The organism is Capnocytophaga sp. oral taxon 335 str. F0486 (assembly GCF_000277665.1).
Classification (GTDB): Bacteria; Bacteroidota; Bacteroidia; order Flavobacteriales; family Flavobacteriaceae; genus Capnocytophaga; species Capnocytophaga ochracea.
Genome location: NZ_AKFR01000023.1, coordinates 59,384 through 75,177, shown reverse-complemented (window position 1 = coordinate 75,177; position 15,794 = coordinate 59,384). Strand labels below are relative to the sequence as shown.

The 15,794-nt window shown below is 37.9% G+C and carries 10 protein-coding genes; 7 read left to right on the top strand and 3 right to left on the bottom strand.

Going from position 1 to position 15,794, the window contains the following annotated elements; all coding sequences use genetic code 11:
* Positions 1 to 370: 370 nt before the first annotated feature.
* The gene (locus tag HMPREF1320_RS11520) at positions 371 to 547 is read right to left on the bottom strand and encodes a hypothetical protein (RefSeq protein ID WP_198006260.1); all 177 of its coding nucleotides are present in this window, start codon (positions 545 to 547) and stop codon (positions 371 to 373) included.
* Between the two features lie 331 nt (positions 548 to 878).
* Between HMPREF1320_RS11520 and HMPREF1320_RS04885 the strand changes: the two genes are divergently transcribed.
* Complete coding sequence (locus tag HMPREF1320_RS04885; protein ID WP_009417650.1) at positions 879 to 2,339, top strand: leucine-rich repeat domain-containing protein; 1,461 nt, start codon at positions 879 to 881, stop codon at positions 2,337 to 2,339.
* Between the two features lie 865 nt (positions 2,340 to 3,204).
* The gene (gene ric / locus HMPREF1320_RS04880; RefSeq protein WP_009417691.1) at positions 3,205 to 3,930 is read left to right on the top strand and encodes an iron-sulfur cluster repair di-iron protein; all 726 of its coding nucleotides are present in this window, start codon (positions 3,205 to 3,207) and stop codon (positions 3,928 to 3,930) included.
* 55 nt (positions 3,931 to 3,985) lie between these two features.
* Here ric and uvrA read toward each other — a convergent pair whose 3' ends face one another.
* Both uvrA and HMPREF1320_RS04870 read right to left on the bottom strand, forming a co-directional pair.
* Positions 3,986 to 6,742 carry an excinuclease ABC subunit UvrA gene (uvrA, locus tag HMPREF1320_RS04875; protein WP_009417639.1) on the bottom strand — a complete coding sequence of 919 codons (2,757 nt, stop codon included), beginning with the start codon at positions 6,740 to 6,742 and terminating at the stop codon, positions 3,986 to 3,988.
* 4 nt (positions 6,743 to 6,746) lie between these two features.
* The gene (locus HMPREF1320_RS04870) at positions 6,747 to 7,751 is read right to left on the bottom strand and encodes a virulence RhuM family protein (protein ID WP_009417637.1); all 1,005 of its coding nucleotides are present in this window, start codon (positions 7,749 to 7,751) and stop codon (positions 6,747 to 6,749) included.
* Positions 7,752 to 8,396: 645 nt separating this feature from the next.
* On the opposite strand from HMPREF1320_RS04870, the gene HMPREF1320_RS04865 reads away from it, so the two are divergent.
* The 5 genes from HMPREF1320_RS04865 (at position 8,397) to HMPREF1320_RS04850 (ending at position 15,758) form a co-directional block, all read left to right on the top strand.
* Entirely contained in the window at positions 8,397 to 9,080 is a 684-nt protein-coding gene (locus HMPREF1320_RS04865; RefSeq protein WP_002675347.1) for an SIMPL domain-containing protein, read from the top strand.
* Positions 9,081 to 9,088: 8 nt separating this feature from the next.
* On the top strand, positions 9,089 to 9,214 hold the full coding sequence (locus HMPREF1320_RS11105) for a FeoB-associated Cys-rich membrane protein (protein ID WP_009417601.1): 126 nt from the start codon (positions 9,089 to 9,091) through the stop codon (positions 9,212 to 9,214).
* Positions 9,215 to 9,509: 295 nt separating this feature from the next.
* Positions 9,510 to 12,554 carry a SusC/RagA family TonB-linked outer membrane protein gene (locus tag HMPREF1320_RS04860; protein WP_009417674.1) on the top strand — a complete coding sequence of 1,015 codons (3,045 nt, stop codon included), beginning with the start codon at positions 9,510 to 9,512 and terminating at the stop codon, positions 12,552 to 12,554.
* 12 nt (positions 12,555 to 12,566) lie between these two features.
* On the top strand, positions 12,567 to 14,240 hold the full coding sequence (locus HMPREF1320_RS04855) for a RagB/SusD family nutrient uptake outer membrane protein (RefSeq protein ID WP_009417616.1): 1,674 nt from the start codon (positions 12,567 to 12,569) through the stop codon (positions 14,238 to 14,240).
* A gap of 18 nt (positions 14,241 to 14,258) precedes the next feature.
* Positions 14,259 to 15,758, top strand: coding sequence for a hypothetical protein (locus tag HMPREF1320_RS04850; protein WP_009417654.1), 1,500 nt, complete (start codon positions 14,259 to 14,261; stop codon positions 15,756 to 15,758).
* The last annotated feature ends 36 nt before the right edge of the window (positions 15,759 to 15,794 follow it).

Sequence of the window (15,794 nt, the reverse complement as noted above, 5' to 3'; positions counted from 1 at the left end):
TTATTGCTATCCTAGCTGTAATGGTCATTGTATTTTCCTTCACTTTATTTATTATCTTTTGCCTTTTATTTTTATCTTATACACTCCCCATTTGCTAATTTCCTCATTCTCTCATTTCCTCACTTCTGGTATTATTGGCTTATTTTGGTGTTATCAGTTTTATCCCCTATCTTATGCATCATAATTAACGTCAGTTACAATTTATTCATTACTGTTCCGTGAAATCTACGCCAGACTTCCAGGCTTGCTACCTATTTGTTTGATTATTTTAAGATTTGTAAAATTTCTGTAGCGTAAGCTACACTTTTTTCTTACACCAATCTCACATTAACTTAAAACACTATAAACTCAATTAATGTTCGATTATAATTTAATTAATCGTTATTGTAGAGCCACTGTAGAGCCACTGTAGAGCCACTGTAGACCTACTGTAGACCCACTGTAGACCCACTGTAGAGCCACTGTAGAGCCACTGTAGAGCCACTGTAGAACCACACTGTAGAGCCACTGTAGAACCACTATAAAACCATTGTAGTTCCGTGCACATCACATTTGTCAATTGTCAATTGTCAATTATCAATTATCAATTATCAATTGTCAATTATCAATTGTCAATTATCAATTATCAATTATCAATTGTCAATTGAAAAGACTTTTACCTATTTGTTTGATTTTCTTTAAAGAAAACCTCGTACGTTTAATCTATACTTCTCTTATTAAACAATAATTTTGTTGTAATAAAATTCTTATAACGTTACCTGATTATCAGATGTTTAAGTGTAAAATGTTACAAATAACACAAAATAATAGATAATATTATCTCTAAAAGCTTGTTTTGTATTGTAAAAATACCTATTTTTGTAGCGAAATTTAATTAAATGTATTTAGCAATGAAAACTAGACTAATGATGTTAGCTTTAGCAGTGTTGGCTTCAGCAACCCTGTTTAGCTGCAAAAAAGACGATAAAGAGGGAGACTCTAATATCATATTAGAGAAAACGGCTGTGACCCTTAACTTAGGAGGGCAAACAACCGTGAAAGTAACTGCCCCCGACGGTATCAAAAAGCCCGAATCTGAAGATGTAGACGTGGCTATCGCCAATATGGGAAGAGATATTAATGTTATTATTTCTAGCAAAAAAGTAGGCGGTAAAGTAGGCGAAACCCGTGTGAAAATAGAAAGTAAAAACGGTGATGGAGTTGCCTATATCAATGTAACTGTAAAAGACGAAATGAAAACAGATAGAGGTATAGCCGTTTTGGGTAAAACCGTATTTGTTGATAGAGACCAAGAAGTAGAAGTTACCAATTTGCTCAAAAAATACAATGGTACTATAGATAAAGTAAATATAGAATCTACATCTACCGCTTTGGCAAAAGTACGCAAAGATGGTAATAGATTTTTTGTAAAAGGAATAGGCGAGGGACTAACCGGTGAAGTATACTTTGAAGATACCGCAGGTGAGAAAAATGACAAAGGTGAATTTCCCCAAGGAAGTTTTATTGTACACGTAAGAGCTCCTTTCCTTGCAGTACAAAGCGGTGAAGTAGGAGTTGGGCAAACCAAACGTATTGATTTAGCCAATATCTATAACAATGCCTTTACTTTCGAAGGTGTAAATAATGATATTGCCACTGTTGAGTATGCAAAAGAATTAGACGGTGTAGGAAAAGAACTTTCTAATGGTAATTTTACAGGTATAAAAGTAACAGGTAAAAAAGAGGGTACTTTTACATTTAAACTCACTAATAGTGATGGTGATAACGGTAAAGGTCGTGAACTTAGCCTAACTATTACAGTAAGCAAAGTAGATACCTCTAACTTTATTATCGAAGGAGATGTACTTAAAGGTGTGAAAGCTGGAGTAACACTTACAGGAGCAGTTATTATCCCTGCAAATGTAAAGAAAATAGCTACAGAAGCCTTTAAAGATCAAAGCGTGATGGAAAGTATCAACTTAAATAATGTAGAAGAAATAGAATTAAACGCATTTCAAAGAACTTTCAATTTACGTAGAGTAGAAATGTCTAATGTGAAAATTATAGGACAACGAGCTTTCGATCAAAATACACAATTAAAAGAAGTAGACCTTCCTGCTACTTTACAAAAAATAGGAAGAGCTGCTTTTTCAGGTACAAGCCTTGTAAAAGTAACTTGTAGAGCTACAACTCCTCCTGTTGTTGATAGTAGTTTTGCCGGTATAAGAACAGCTCAAAACTTAGTTCTATATGTGCCAGCTTCAAGTATACAAGCCTATAAAACAGCTTGGAGTGGTGAATTAACCTCTAATTTTAGAGGATTACAAAACAATGGTTATACACCATATCCTATCCCATAAGAATAAATATTTAAAATAATAATTATAAAAAACCGTTATAAGTATAGCTTATAACGGTTTTTTATGTATAATCTTTCAAGCACTCCAATTCTGAAATCAATTGTCCGTCGTGCTACTACTTTCTGAGGCATAGTTTTCACTTTTTAGTTTAAAGTGCCTGTCGTGCTACGACTCAAATAAAAAGAGGCTTCTAACCCCTTAGAAGCCTCTTGAATTTAATAATAAAAAAGAAAACTTAAAAATAAAAATTATGAAAAAAACTTTTTGTTTACAATTACATTCTTGTTTTTATACACAACTTGTAGTTCGTTTATTTCTTTGTTGTTGGTTATGAAAAAGTCTCTTATCTTTTTTGATGGCACAAAGATACGTTAAAAAATGTAACTACCAAAAAATATTCAAAAAAATATGCAAAAAAATATAACTATCGTCGCTGAAATTCTTATTTTACTGTTAATAATTACACACTAAATCTTTAAAAACACTGCGTTTTATCTGTTAAAAAACCGTTTTTAACAGATAAAACGCAAAGAAAATGTTAAAATCCCGAGAATAACGCAAAGAATGTTAAAGTTTTATTTTTGCCCTTTTAAGACAATATTATCTTCTTTAAAACGCCCAAAATCCCTATAAAAAAGCTATTGTGTTACCTTTTCCTTTATTCATTTTAGAACGATAAAAGGATTTAAGCATCTTCTTAATGTTAAAATGAAGGTCTTAAATATTTGTTAATGTAAAAGGAATGTTAAAAGCAAAAACTACTTTATTTCTAAGAGATAGTATTTGTATAACAAACAAAAAAGATATAATACACTTTTATTATCCAAATATTTTTCATACCTTTGCCCTCTCAAATTAAATCATTATGAGTATAACAACAAACAAAACCATTGGCGAAATCGTAGCCGACGATTTTCGCACTGCCGCTATATTTAAAAAACACGGTATTGATTTTTGCTGCAAAGGAGGTCGTACTATCGACGAAGCCTGTGAGAAAAAAGGAGTAGAGAAAAACGCACTTATCAGTGAGTTAGAAGCGCTCCCCAAAGGCAATGGTAACGAGGTCGATGTACGCGATTGGCCTCTCGACTTGCTTGCTAACTATATTGTGCGCATTCATCACCAATACGTGCGCGACAAAACCCCTATGCTTTTGCAGTTTCTCGATAAGCTATGTCGTGTGCACGGCGAGCGTCATCCTGAACTCTTTGAAATCAATCGTATTTTTAATGAGAGTGCTCGTGACCTCGAGTCGCATTTTAAAAAAGAAGAAGGAGTGCTTTTCCCTTTTATCGAAAGCCTCGTAAAAGCACAACAATCAGGGCAACCTCTTGGCGATATACCTTTCGGTACGGTAGAGAACCCTATTGCAATGATGATGCACGAACACAGTGCAGAAGGTGAGCGTTTCGAGGAAATAGTAAAGCTTACCAATAACTATACGCCTCCTGCCGACGCTTGTAATACTTACAAGGTAACCTATCAAATGTTGCAAGAGTTTGAAACCGATTTAAATCGTCATATTCACCTCGAAAACAATATTCTTTTCCCTAAAGCTATTGCTTTGGAAAAGCAACTTCGTCAAGCGTAGTTTATTATTAGGATTATCAATAAAAAAGAGTTCGGTAAGAATACCGAACTCTTTTTTATTTCAGTTTTAAGTATTTTCCTGTGTAGCTCTTTTTGTTTTTAGCGATTTCTTCGGGCGTGCCTGTCGCTACGAGCTTACCTCCCTTGGCACCGCCTTCTAAACCTAAATCTATCACGTAGTCAGCCGATTTTATCATCTCTACATTGTGCTCTATAATAATTACCGAATGCCCTTTTTCTATAAGAGCTTGTAGCGAGTCTAAGAGCTTTCGAATGTCGTGAAAGTGCAACCCCGTAGTAGGCTCATCGAAGATGAAAAGCACCTTTTCTTTACTGTCCGATTTCGATAGAAACGACGCTAACTTTATCCGTTGGGCTTCCCCACCCGATAGAGTAGAGGAGGATTGCCCCAGTGTTACATACCCCAAACCTACATCTTGCAAAGGTTTTAGCTTTTCGGCTATTTTGGTTTGTTTGTGCTTTTGGAAAAAGGCTACGGCATCGTCAATAGTAGTGTTCAGCAGGTCATCTATGTTTTTGCCTTCGTACATCACTTCAAGCACTTCTTTTTTGAAGCGTTTGCCTCCACAAGCCTCACAAGTGAGGTGCACATCAGCCATAAATTGCATTTCTATAGTTACTTCACCCTCTCCTTTACATACTTCACAACGCCCCCCATCAACGTTGAATGAGAAGTGTTTAGATTGGAAATTGCGCATCTTTGCCAACTTCTGACTTGCAAAGAGGGCGCGAATATCGTCGTAAGCCTTAATATAGGTAATAGGATTTGAACGGGTGGATTTTCCAATAGGGTTTTGGTCTACAAACTCCACACTTTGCAAGTGCTTGTATTTGCCCTCTATCTTAGTAAACTGACCGATTTTCTCTCCCCCTAAGTCTAATTCTTTCTGAATAGCAGGATAGAGTAGCTTTTTCACCAAAGTCGATTTTCCACTACCCGATACCCCTGTAACTACGGTGAGCATATCCAAAGGGAAGGTAACATCTATATTTTTAAGGTTGTTCTCGCGACAGCCTACCAAAGTAATGTAGTGAGGCGAAGTACGTCGCTTTTTGGGTACTTCAATTGTTAAGCGCCCACTAAGGTATTTCCCCGTAAGGGTGTTGGCTTTTAGGAGTTCATCGTAAGTGCCTGTCGCTACTACTTCGCCACCGTGCGTACCGGCTTCAGGACCTATATCAATAATATGGTCGGCAGCTTTCATAATATCCTCGTCGTGCTCCACCACAATCACCGTATTGCCCAAGTCGCGTAAGGATTTTAGTACGCTTATCAGTCGTTCGGTATCGCGCGGGTGCAAACCGATACTGGGCTCATCGAGTATGTACATAGAGCCTACCAAACTACTACCCAACGAGGTTGCTAAGTTAATGCGCTGGCTTTCCCCCCCTGAGAGCGTATTCGATTTTCGGTTGAGCGTTAAGTAACCTAAGCCCACATCGGTGAGGAATTGCAAGCGGTTGTTAATTTCTAAAAGCAATCGTTTGGCTACCTCTTGCTCATAGTCGGTGAGTTTGAGTTCTTTGAAAAAGACTTGTAGTTCTTCAATAGGCAATTCTACCAAGTCCGAAATGCTTTTGCTTGCTATTTTCACGTAGTTAGCCTCTTTGCGCAAACGCTTGCCGTGGCATTCGTGACAACGCGTTTTTCCGCGATAGCGTGCCAAGAGCACTCGGTTTTGTATTTTATAACTTTTGTCTTCTAACTCTTTGAAAAAATCGGTGAGTCCTGTGAAATACTTGTTGCCGTCCCAAACCAATTGTTTTTGCTTATCAGTGAGCTCAAACCAAGGCTTGTGTATCGGGAAATCGAACTTATAGGCATTATTCACCAATTGGTCACGAAACCAACTCATCGTCTCGCCACGCCAAGGATAGATAGCATTCTCGTAGACCGAAAGACCTGTGTTAGGTACGATAAGGTCTTCATCAAGTCCGATAGTATCACCATAACCATCGCATTTTGGGCAAGCTCCATAAGGGTTGTTAAAGCTGAATAAGTGTACGTTAGGCTCTAAAAAAGTGATACCGTCCAACTCAAACCGATTGCTGAAATGCGTTTGTACCACTCCGTCCATTTCTTGAATATAGCATTCACCCTTCCCTTCAAAGAAAGCCGTGTCTACGGCATCGGCAAGGCGGTGCTGAAAGTCTTCGTCGTGACGCACAATCACCCTATCTATTACCAATTGGAAATTGTCGAGATTCTTAGGCAAGTTGTCTTCCTCAAGACGAATGATTTCTTCTTTGTATAGAATGCGTGCATAGCCCTGTTGTAATAGGAGTTTGAGCACTTGCTCTACGGTACGGTCTTTGGGGATACTCACAGGGGCTAAAAGCAACAGTTTTGTGCCTTCGGGATAGCGCATCACCACATCAACCACATCGGTAACCGTATGTTTTTTCACCTCTTGTCCCGAGATTGGCGAATACGTCTTCCCGATACGAGCAAAGAGTAGTTTCAAGTAGTCGTACACCTCGGTAGAAGTACCCACAGTAGAACGTGGGTTCGAGGTGTTTACTTTCTGCTGAATAGCAATGGCAGGCGCAATTCCTATGATATTATCTACTTTGGGCTTGTCTAACTTACCCAAAAACTGACGCGCGTACGACGATAGGCTCTCCACATAACGGCGCTGTCCTTCGGCGTAAAGCGTGTCAAACGCCAATGATGATTTACCCGAGCCCGAAAGTCCTGTAATCACCACTAACTTATTACGAGGAATTCCTACAGTTATATTTTTAAGGTTGTGCAATTTCGCACCCTTTATAAGTATCTCTTTGGTTTTCATTTGTTTATTTTAGCAGTTTTATATGCGCTTCTAACTCTTCTATTTCTTTTAAATCTTCTAAGTCAGCTTGCTGAGCATCATATTGTTTCCGTTTCACTTCAAACTCGTCATACACTTTTCTCACTATCGTTTTCATTTGTTCGTTGCTCACCGAACCATTGCCTTTTAGTACTTTTTTATCGTTGAATTCAATAATCCTATTGATGTTCTCACGCCAAAAATCCATAGTAATGTCTTGTCGGTTTTTAGCTCTTAATTCCGCCGATTCCAAGAATACCATTACAAAGCGATTTAAGCTATCAATCTCATCATCAGTAAGGTAATTCTTAGCTATGTAAATATCCCCTTTCCTCACTATGTTTCCCTCCCACGAGGTAAGTGCCATATTGTTTTGCGAAGCATCAGCACGACTGACAATCAGTTCAGCAGCCGTTTGACCTGTGATAGCGTATAGAATTTTATTTTGAGTTTGTGCATAAAACATCTGGGTCGCCTTATCGGTTTTATCATAATCGCTACTGAGCATAAATAAGTCTCTTATTTTTTGGTAGAAGCGTTTTTCCGAAGCTCTAATGTCGCGAATACGGGCGAGTAATTCGTCGAAATAATCAGGTCGCCCATCGGGGTTTTTCAGCCGTTCATCGTCCATCACAAATCCCTTCACCATAAATTCTTTCAAGTACTGGTTTGCCCATTGCCTGAACTGAACTCCTCGCTTACTACGCACCCTGAATCCAATAGCGAGAATCATATCCAAACTGTAAAAAGTAACTTCATAATTCTTCCCATCACAGGCAGTTGTTAAGTAATTCTTAATAACTGAATTTGTAGATAATTCATTATCCTTTAGTATATTAGATATGTGCATGCTGATATTAGGAACAGAGGTGTCAAAAAGGTCAGCAAGCTGATTTTGGTTCAACCACACCGAGCCGTCTTTGGCAAAAAGCGAGATTTTCACCTTGCCGTCTTCGGTCTTATAAATGATGATTTTTTGTTGTGTGTTCATTGTTTTATCTATCGAGGGGGCAAAGGTACAAAATAATTAACAAATAGGCTAATAGGAAAAATTCTTACTATAGCAAACATACAAAATTAAAAGTTAATATCATTTCTATATATAATTCTGATTTACAGTATCCTTTTGAAGAATGTCTTTGTAAAACCTAAGCAACTTGTTACTAAAATCCGTGAATTAAATGAATCCCTCCGCTAATGCGTTTCTTGTAGCTCGTGCCTCCGAGCTTCTTCAATTAATTTTCTGTTTCATTTGCTAATTTTATACCTCCTCGTGTGCTTTGTACGGTCTTTTTTTGAAGATAACCAGCGAGAGAAAGGTATTGTAAGGGGAATATTTATAATCAATAGGTTAATTCAACCCTTGATTGCTATTAGTAACATTCTAAACTCAATCAGTATTCACTTAGTATTCAGTTAATCTTTGGTTAGTCTTCATTGTAGAGCCACTGTAGAGCCACTGTAGAACCACTCTTCATTCATCTATCCTATAAGCTTTATATAGTCCTCTCCCAAATTAACCATTAATCATTAATCATTAACCATTAGCTAATTTCCAAATTATCCGCCTGCCTGTCGTGCTACAACCTCGCACCTTTGGCATATAAATTGCATATAATAAACTAAAAACAAACATATGAAACAGTACATTTTATTATTCTCATTGGTCTCTACAATGGCAATAGCACAAACCCAAACGCCTTCAGTGCAAGTGGTGGGTGAAGGCATTGTATATGTTACCCCCGATGTCGTAAACATCTCCATCAGTATAGAAAGAGAAGGACTTGACCTTAAAAATTTGCGACAAAAAAACAGTGAAGAAGTAGCCAAAGTCTTGGAGACTTTGAGTAAAGAACTGCCAAAGGAAAACTTCCAAACCAGCTATGTTTCACTTTATAAAGACGATTATAACAAGATTAATAAATACCGCGTTTTACAAAATATTACTATCAAATTAGAAGATATTAGCAAATACGATAGTTTAATGAACGCTATTTTCGATGCAGGCGTAAACCGTATCAACAGTGTAAGTTTCGATGTGAAGAATAAAGAAAAGCATTTACAAGACGCTCGTGTAGCTGCCATTGAAGATGCTCGTAAAAAAGCACTACTCTATGCGGTAAGTTTAGACCAAAATATAGGCAAAGCCATTGCTGTTAAAGAACTTTCATCAAACTTTAACGATGTACAACCTACTTTCAGATCCAGTAAAGTGAGCTTAGGTAGTAGCGGAGCAGAAGCTAACGACGACACCTTAGCAATAGGCAAAATAGCGGTAGAAGCACAAATAAATGTAGCTTTTGAATTACTCAATAAATAGATATTTCTATGAATACACAAGAAATCATCGCTTATATATTAGTTGTTATAGCAGTAGGCTATCTCGTAAAAACACTTTTTTTTAAAAAGAAAAAGAAAAGTTGTGGAGGAGAAACTGATTGTAAGTGTGGATAAAAATAACGAGATTTTTCTCGGCATTGTAATATATTTTTAAATTGCGAAGCCCTCTTTTTGGGGGCTTTTTTTATCTTTTATTCTTTTGTTTTTATCTTTTTTCTATTTGTTATAGGCTATTTTTCTTTTTATTACTTTCTTAGAGCTTCTTTTTAGCCTTTGATTATGAATATCTTAAAACTCATTAGACGATTTTAAACCTTTTATAGACGATTTTAAACCCCCATTTCTTCAACTATTTTGTACTTTTGAACCATCAAAACCATACGAAAACAAACGAACAAACAACCATTGTATGAAAAGAAATCTATTTTTATCAGTTCTGTTGTTCTTATTAGTGAGTTGGAGCTATGCGCAACAACGCACTATCCGTGGAACTGTCAGCGATGCTACTACCAAAGAGCCCCTAATGAGTGCTTCGGTAGTAATTAAAGGAACTAGTAAGGGTGTCAGTACCGATATGAACGGTAAGTATACCATAGAGGTATCGGTAGGGCAAACCTTAGAAGTCTCATTTATGGGTTATGTAACTCAAAATGTAAAAGTAACCGCCAATACACCTTCACCTTTGAATATTGCTCTTGCCGAAGAGCAAAGAAAGTTAGACGAAGTAGTGGTCGTAGGTTATGGCGTTACCAAAGTACGTGATTTAGCAGGTGCTATTACCTCCATCAAAACCAATGATGTAAAAGCAGGGGTAGTAGCCGATATGTCACAGATGTTAAAAGGTCGTGCCTCAGGAGTACAAGTGCGCCAAAACTCACTCGAGCCTGGTGGTAATGTATCTATCCGTGTGCGTGGTGCTTCTTCAGTAAGTGCCGATAACGAACCACTTTATGTAATCGATGGATTCCAAACAGATAATATGTCGCAAATCAGTATAGACGACATCGAATCAATCGAAATCTTAAAAGATGCCTCTACTACCGCTATTTACGGAGCTCGTGGTGCTAACGGGGTTATCCTTATTACTACTAAAAAAGGTAAAGAAGGTAGCTTTAATGTAGAGTATTCTAACCAAACTTCTTATAAGAATATGTATAATCCTTGGGATTTGCTCGATGCTGGAGAAACCATAGCACTTACCCGTCGCTTATATGAACAAACCCAAGATGCCGCTTATGGCAAATGGACAGCTCAACAAGCTACCTATCGCGGTAAAGGTACCGATTGGCTCAAAGAAACCACTCACGATGCCTTTACTGTATTGCATCAACTTTCTGTATCAGGAGGTACTGACCGCTTATCCGCTTTTATGTCAGGTAACTACCTTACCGAACCTGGTATTCTGCTCAATACCGATTATAATCGGTATGGAGGACGCATTAATTTGCAGTACAAGATAAGTCCGAAAGTAAGAGCGGGTGCTAATATGAGTTTTTCCAAATCTAAAAAGAAATTCTTAGATATGGGTACAGTCTCTTCTGATAAAAATATTATGTATCGTATCTTTAATTTGGAACCTTGGAAAAATAAAGAAGGTTTCGATGTGTTTGGAACTAAAGACCGTCGTCCTGCTGTGTTCGAAGAAATGAGCGGAGCACAACTCTATCGCCATTTTAATACAATGTATGCAACCGCCTATGCCGATATTGATTTGTTGCCTTCACTTACTATCAATGGTCGTTATACCTATGCTTATGACCATTTAAAAACTGAAAAGTATTATGACCGTTCTACTTCTATAGGTCAGTCTTACAAAGGACAAGCATTTCTCAGTCACGAAGAAAACGTAAAACACCAAATAGAAGGTGTGGCTACTTATCACCCTAAAATGGAAGGTAAACACGATGTAAAAGTAACCGCAGGTACTTCCTATATTTATCAAAGAGGTAAAGGAGATGAAGTGCAAGCCTATGGTTTTGCTTCCGATGTATTCTCTTTCAAAAATATTGGAGCTGCCCAACACTTAGATTGGATAGGTTCAGGTGAATCCTCAATCAAAAAAGCTTCTGTTTTCGGTCGTGCCGAATACATCTTCAATAACCGTTATATTATCAACGCTTCAGTTCGTGCCGATGGTTCATCAGTGTTTGGAGCTGACTATCGTTGGGGTATATTTCCTGCGGGGTCTATCGCTTGGCACTTAGGTGAAGAAGAGTTTATGAAATTTGCTAAACCTCTTTTCTCTCGTATCAAATTGCGCACTAGCTATGGACTTAGTGGTAACGATGGTATCCGCTTTGGTTTGTCACAATACCAATACTCTGTACGCGATGTGTATATTGGTAATGATGTGAACTCTAAAGGTATGTATCCTTCTAATCCCTACAATCCAAAACTCCGCTGGGAAACCACTGCACAATGGAATGCCGGTATCGATTTAGTGGTTGGTAGAGTAGAAGCCAGCTTCGATTATTATATCAAACGCACTCACGACTTGTTAAACCCTGACCCTATTCACCCTTCAGGAGGTTTCCCTAACTATGTGAATGACGGTCGCCGTTTTGAGTATACCGCAATGATGGTAAACGATGGTGAGATTGAAAACCGAGGCTTTGAAGTGGCTATCAAATCTACCAATATCAATAAAAACGATTTTGTGTGGACTACAGCATTTAACTTCTCTCATAACCGCAGTGAGGTATTGAAACTCAACGATGGAAAACCACGTTTTCAGTATATACGTCCTCACGGTTCTTATGACGAAAAAGAATATATGATGCTCAAAGAAGGAGAACCTCTCAGTGCTATTTATGGTTATGAGTTCGATGGTATCCTTCAAGAAGGTGAAACTTATGCACCACAGCCTAACTCAGCACCTGGTGACCCTAAGTTTAAAGACCTCAATGGTGATGGTAAAATAGACGAAAACGACCGTACCGTATTGGGGACTGGTATTCCTAAAACTATCATAGGTCTTAACAATAGTTTTACCTATAAAGGTTTTGACTTCTCTTTCTTCTTTGAAGCCTCATTAGGAGCCAAGATGCTTAACTTAACTCGTATTTATTTGGAAGATAATAACCGCCTTTCAGATTCAGCTGACCGTTGGACAAAAGCGCACGCTTCTAACAGTGTACCTCGTAATGGTTATCAAAAAACAGCCAAATTGCAATATGGTTCTTATGTAAACTCTCGTTTTGTAGAAGATGCCGATTTCGTAAAATTGCGCAATGTTGAGTTAGGATATACCTTCACAGGTAGTCAATGGAATATGAAAACTCTTAAAACAATGCGTATGTTTGTAGGAGCTCAAAATTTGCTTACCTTCACTAAATACCAAGGTTTCGACCCCGATATTAGTACCAATGGTAGTAGTGCTATTGCACAAGGATTAGACTTGAACTCTTATCCTGCTTACAGAACTATTAACTTTGGAGTGAAATTAACTTTTTAACGCAAAAGAATAATGAAAACGAATTATAAATTATATATATTGGTAGGCCTTTTGGGACTCTCGTTTACCGCTTGTGAACTCAAAGAAGATTTAACTTCGGTTTACAATGCTAATAACGCCTATACTACCGAAGAAAATGCACAAGAAGGTGTAAACGGAATTTATCGTTACCTTCTTGGGGCTACACACACAAGCAACTTCTACATCAACGATATGTCTACTGATGACTGTTTTAAAGATGGTATTGCTTTTGAGATATACAATGAAAATGGTCTCTCTGGCAACGTAGAACTTGCGAGATGCTACAATGGTAACTGGCAAATGATTGGTTGTGCCAATACTGCTATTGACAATATCTCAATGATTCCTGAATCTCGTTTCAAAACCGCCGATAAGAAACCAGAGCTTTTAGCCGAAGCCCACTTTTTGCGTGCTTTTGCTTTCTATCAGCTTACCAATGCTTTTTATCGAGTACCCTTGATAACAAATGGTTTCTACGAAGCTGATGCTAACCCTACTTTGGCTACTGTTGAGGAATTAGATGACCAAATAGAACAAGATTTGCTCATTGCTACTAATAACCTTCCCGATGAATGGGGTACTACAACAGAGGGAGCTTCAGGTCGTCCTACCAAAGGCGCGGCTTATGGCTATTTGATGCGTCTTAATATGCGTAAAGCAGGGCGTTTGCGTGAAGAAGGTAAAGATGCTACCGCTGCTTGGCAAGCTGCTTTAATGTATGCAGACCAAGTGATAACCTCAGGTAAATACGCCTTACAAGCTAAAGTGTTTGATGTGTTCGACCCTTCTAAGCCAGAAACCTTAAATAATAACGAGATTATCTTTGCTATACGAGCAAGTGATAAAGTGCCCTCAGGTTCTTCAGATTTAGCTTTGTATTTCACTCCTTGGGAATATGATATGGGCTGGAACAATATCAATATGCCTCTGGAATTGTACTGGAAGTTTGATAGTGATGACCAACGCCTCAAAGAGCTTATTGTAACTTCTTTCAACAACGTGTACGGAAAACCTATAAAGTACATATCTCCTAAACTTAATGAAGTAGGAACGCTTAGGAATGAAAAAAGTAATCCGCAAATAGTAGAGAATGATGCGATATATACTAAAAAATACAAATATACGAAACCAGGAACCTATAATTATAATACACCTAATAACCTCATCTTATTGCGTTATGCTGATGTATTGCTTTGCAAGGCTGAAATCCTTAATGAGCTCAATGGACCTACTCAAGAATCAGTGGATTTGATTAATAAAATCCGTGAGAGAGCTTTTGAAAATAGCAACCACAATTATACCTTGGCAAACTTTGCTTCTAAAGAAGATATGCGTAGTAAATTGTGTGATGAACGCTTGTTTGAGCTTAATATGGAGGGAGTTCGTCGTGTAGACCTTATCCGTATGGGATTATGGAAAGACCGCTTAGATGCTTATATGGATCTTGTTAAACAAAAATTGGAAACTAAAGAAGCCAATTTAAATGCCAGAAGAGACCCTAATGTAGTAAAGAATCCTTATGATTTGAGTCCTGAATGGAAAGTGTATCCTAAGTTCAGCAATCCGTTTAAACCTTATGACAAACGTAGGTATTACCCTATACCAGGGGTGTATAGTAACAAATTCCCTGACCTACAAAACAACCGTTCTTTTAGAGAACAATAATCTTAAATGTAAACTCATATGAAAACCTATACAAAACCAATACTGATGGCTGTTGCGATGCTTAGTATGATAGGCTGCGACAAGAGCGATGTAGATGGGCGTTTTAGCGATAACCCACGCAGTGAGATAGGAACTCCACAAGAAGGCAGTTTGGTTACTGCTAAGCAAGTGAAGTGGAACTTTGATAATACCAATGATTGGCTTAATGCCAGTCAAGGAGAACAGGCTAATATTTCACAAACTTCAGTGGAGAGCAATACACAAGCTGAAGATGGTAAAGTAGTGAAAATATTCACTAAAGCAGGTACCAAAGAGCGTAAAAAGCTCAAAACTAAAAAACAATACGGAGCAGGACTCTACACTTGGCGTGCCTATATCTCTGATTTAGGAACTACTGAACGTGTGAGCATAGGTTCTTGGTTGTGGAATAGCGATAAACACGAACTGGACTTTGAGGTAGGTTCTGGTACGGCTAAAGACCGTGATGCCTTAGGAGTTGCTGATGATGAAGTGATTGCTTATATTACCAGCCAGGATAACCCAGCTTTACACCAAAAAATAAAAATCAAGAAGAATGCGTGGCATACGTTCCAAATTGACCTAAAATTAGCAGGAGGAAAGTATTTTGCTACTTGGCTTATTGATGATGTAAAGTGTGCCGCTCAGCAACTCACTTATGGGCAAGAGCACCCTTTTTATATCTTTTGTAGTACTGAGAACTTGAAGTTTGTAGGCGATAGCTGGCCTTATAAAGATAATTATGGCTTATGGGATTATGTAACCTATACTCCCTACTCATATTCTATGGAACCTACAGAACCTCAAAACCAACTTAACCCACCTGACCCAGAACCAGAACCAGATACAGGAGAAGTAAAGAAATGGACTTTCAACAGCTTCCCCGACGATTGGTTGAAATGGGGTATTGCTAAAGTAGATAGTGGTAAATTGGTGTTAGGAGTAGATAGTGGTAATACTATTGCTAAGGTACAATACAAGTTGGGTATGAAAATGGGCTATGGAAAATATACGTGGTCTGTCCGCTTCCCCGATGTATCAACCATTCCTGCGGGTACTCAATTCCAATCAGGAGCTAATCTTTATTATTATGCAGAAGATGAAAAAGGGAAAGTAACTGAACGCCTCTTTTTAATGATGGCTCGTATAGGCTCAGAAGAGGATCGTACTCGTTTAGGAGCTAAACCCAATCAGTTATTGCTATATATACAAGGAGCTGAACCTGCGGTAGACGAATATGTTGGCTTATTAGATGCTAACAAAGACTACAAACTTACCATCGACCTTAAAAAAGTAAATAACAAGTATACTATTGTTTACTCTATTGATGGTAAGGTATTAAAAACTTTAGTTGCAAATTATGGTGAAGATGAATTTAAGTTCTTCTTTATAGCCGAAGCAGCTGCTAATAGACCTTGGATGAAATGGGCTAAACTCGATAAAGCTCTTACAAAACACTTAGAAACGAAGTTTAACTTTATTGAATATACCGCCTATTAGTAGTAATCGATGTTTATCTATAAATGGCAAATTGAT